This window comes from Heyndrickxia sp. FW510-T9, assembly GCF_058781025.1.
This window is the reverse complement of sequence record NZ_JBYSWK010000102.1, coordinates 1-1,806: the sequence shown is the minus strand read 5'-3', so window position 1 is coordinate 1,806 and position 1,806 is coordinate 1. Positions and strand designations below refer to the sequence as shown.

The following is a 1,806-nucleotide window of genomic DNA, read 5'->3' as shown; positions in this document are numbered from 1 at the left end:
CTTTAAGGCCAAGGCCGGTAAGAGAGGCTTTCAGCCGCAGAGCAAACCACCAGTTCACACTGGTGGTTTTGATTATTGAACAAGCGGGGAAGGTTAGTTGGATAGTAATAATAGAATCAATTCTGGTAGAATAAGCATTGAAATAAATAGGGAGGTGTTCAAATGACACCAGAACAAATAATTAGAAAATTTTTTGAAGAAGTACGATCAGGTAAAAATCCTGACTACTCAAATCAATTAATGTCCGAACAAGTACTGGCTCATCAAATTACATCCGAGGAAGAACAAACAGTCTTAAGGACCCCTAAAGATTATGCTGAACACGTCAGCGAAATGATTGAGGCATATGGTAATTATTCTTTAGAAATTCAAGAATTATTGGTACAAGGACAAAAAGTATATGTCCGCTGGAAACAAGTAGGTACACACGTAGGAGTAGTCGATGGATATCAACCTACAGGACTTCCAATAACTCAAATGACAAGTGCCGTATATAGGATAGAAGATGAAAAAATTTCCGAGTATTGGATTCAAATTGATAGGTCAGGAGTTCAAAAACAATTAGAGTACAATAAAAATATTATATAGTTATTTAATATTCCGAATTATTAAGATGATAATCTCTTCATGAACTAACGGCTGCAATAGTTAAAGAAGATGAGGTCGCTACGGCGATCTTTTTTTGTCCCACGAAGAGTGCTTTAGTTTAAGAAGAAATTATTTTTAAAGAAAAACACCGCAAAAAGTTTTAGCGGTGTTTTTTGTGTGTTATTTAGCTTGCGAAATAGGTTGCTATTTTAAGTTTTGAACGTCAAAACAGAACCCGTTAACCCAATGGCCACCTTTTTTAATAGAAATTAAAAATCAAAATTATCAGGATCCGGACCTACTCGGTGATCATGATTTAAAGCATCAATGGTCTTCATATCTTCAACGGATAGTGAAAAGTCAAATACATCCGCGTTCTCGATAATTCGGTGTTCCTTTGTGGATTTTGGAATAACGACGATGCCGTTTTGTAAATCCCATCTTAAAATAATTTGGGCTACAGATTTATTATATTTCTCAGCGATTACCTTTAACTCTGGCAGATTCAATAATTGTCCCTGCATTAATGGGGACCATGCTTCTAACTGGATGTGATTTTCTAGGCAGTAAGATAGAAGCTCTTTTTGGGTAAGGCGCGGATGTAATTCCACTTGGTTTACCATTGGTTTTATTTCCGCATCTTTAAGCAAGTCTTCAAGATGATGGATTTGAAAATTACTAACTCCAATTGCTTTAACCTTTCCAGCTTTATATAGAGTTTCTAATGCTCTCCATGCCTCTTTATATTTTCCTTCGACAGGCCAGTGAATAAGGTATAGATCTAAATATTCCAAACCGAGTTTATCCAAGCTTGTCTCAAAAGCTTTTAATGTTGATTCATATCCTAAATCAGCGTTCCACACTTTGGATGTGATAAATAAGTCATCTCGTGAAATGCCTGCTTCTTTTATTCCTTCTAAAATTCCTTTACCAACACCTGTTTCATTTTCATAAATTGCCGCTGTATCCACGCTGCGGTATCCGTGTTTAATCGCGTTTTTAACTGCTTGAACTAGCTCATGTCCTTCTTCTACTTTAAAAACCCCTAATCCAAACCATGGCATTTTAACTCCATTATGCATAGTAGTTGTATCTTGTAAATTTTTTATCATGATATTTTCCTCCAATTTATTAATTAGTCACTCAAACTTCGCACATAAATAATTAGACTCAATACTTGGGACTCTTAGAATCCTCACGGATTCAATTCGATCCTTG

General features: G+C 35.7%; 2 protein-coding genes. One reads left to right on the top strand and one right to left on the bottom strand.

The window, feature by feature from the left end; genetic code table 11:
- Positions 1-162 precede the first annotated feature (162 nt).
- A complete protein-coding gene (locus AC3WJF_RS22995) occupies positions 163-588 on the top strand; it encodes an ester cyclase (protein WP_492456420.1) in 426 nt (141 codons plus the stop codon).
- A 269-nt stretch (positions 589-857) separates the two neighbouring features.
- Here AC3WJF_RS22995 and AC3WJF_RS22990 read toward each other — a convergent pair whose 3' ends face one another.
- Complete coding sequence (locus AC3WJF_RS22990; RefSeq protein WP_492456418.1) at positions 858-1,700, bottom strand: aldo/keto reductase; 843 nt, start codon at positions 1,698-1,700, stop codon at positions 858-860.
- Positions 1,701-1,806: the final 106 nt, after the last annotated feature.

Coding starts and splice junctions, on each gene's coding strand:
- AC3WJF_RS22995 (WP_492456420.1), top strand. CDS start 163: ATGACACCAGAACAAATAATTAGAAAATTTTTTGAAGAAGTACGATCA.
- AC3WJF_RS22990 (WP_492456418.1), bottom strand. CDS start 1,700: ATGATAAAAAATTTACAAGATACAACTACTATGCATAATGGAGTTAAA.